1 protein-coding gene is annotated in these 503 nt (G+C 56.5%); it reads right to left on the bottom strand.

What is annotated here, in order from left to right:
* On the bottom strand, positions 1-503 hold a 503-nt coding region (locus KNW02_RS20785), incomplete at both ends, for an IS6 family transposase (RefSeq protein WP_216035068.1).

The following is a 503-nucleotide window of genomic DNA, read 5'->3' as shown; positions in this document are numbered from 1 at the left end:
GTGCTGCGAATTGGGCGAAGGGACAGAGTCCGGGCGTCAGCTGGCCTTTGCGGATCATATTGGCCACTTCGATGCCCTCAAGTGTCGCTGACGCCGAAGCGAAGGATTTGAAGCCGAGCATGGGTCGGATCCGCTTCTTGATACTGCGGTGATCCTGCTCTACGCGATTGTTGAGATATTTGATCCGCACCATCTCGATCGGGATCGGACAGCCGAAGCGTTTCAACATCCGATTGATCTCCGTGATTCCGGCGGTATTTGCCCCGCTCTTGTCGATGACGATCTTGCGCGGCAAGCCGTTAACTTCCAGCGCTCGGGCAAAGAACCGGGTGGCAGCCTTCTTGTTGCGGCGCTTCGACAACATGAAGTCCAGTGTTTTGCCGAATTTGTCGACAGCGCGATACAGATAGTGCCATTCACCTTTCACACGGATATATGTTTCATCCATGCGCCAGGACCGATCCGCCGGACGCTTGCGGCGACGCGCTTCTTCTGCGAGCAGG

The organism is Paracoccus marinaquae, assembly GCF_018860165.1.
Taxonomy (GTDB): Bacteria; Pseudomonadota; Alphaproteobacteria; order Rhodobacterales; family Rhodobacteraceae; genus Paracoccus; species Paracoccus marinaquae.
This window is presented reverse-complemented; position numbering and strand designations above follow the sequence as displayed.